Genomic DNA, 582 nt, shown 5'->3' on the forward strand with positions numbered 1-582 from the left:
CGCTAGTAATCGCGAATCAGAATGTCGCGGTGAATACGTTCCCGGGTCTTGTACACACCGCCCGTCACACCATGGGAGTCAGTAATGCCCGAAGTCAGTGACCCAACCGTAAGGAGGGAGCTGCCGAAGGCAGGACCGATAACTGGGGTGAAGTCGTAACAAGGTAGCCGTATCGGAAGGTGCGGCTGGATCACCTCCTTTCTAAGGAAGAAGAAGTAAGGGTTTTATATACTGTTGAGTTTTCGAGGATGACAATTAAAGATTGGAATCCAGGAAATGAAAGATTTCCGGTGTCGATGCGCTTAGGGGACACACCCGTTCCCATCCCGAACACGATGGTTAAGACCTAAGCGGCCGATGATACTATGCTGGAGACGGCATGGGAAAGCAGGTGGATGCCGGATTCCATTAAAAACAATTCGCTGAATGCGATTTGAAATAGAACGGACACATCGGAATGGATGAACTATCTGTGATGAGGATGTGTTAACCTACACCAGCAGGGAAGTGCTGTTCCATATAACTGGTTTTTACCAGTGATTCATAAGTTCGAGCTTATCGAGGTTGTGAATGACTGATAAA

General features: G+C 47.9%; 2 rRNA genes. Both read left to right on the top strand.

From position 1 onward, the window contains the following. Positions 1-201 (top strand): 16S ribosomal RNA (locus DWX91_RS16355); the annotation flags it as partial. Positions 202-286: 85 nt separating this feature from the next. Then, a 5S ribosomal RNA gene (gene rrf / locus DWX91_RS16360) occupies positions 287-404 on the top strand. Positions 405-582: the final 178 nt, after the last annotated feature.

This window comes from Clostridium sp. AF22-10 (assembly GCF_003478725.1).
GTDB classification, from domain to species: domain Bacteria; phylum Bacillota; class Clostridia; order Lachnospirales; family Lachnospiraceae; genus Otoolea; species Otoolea fessa.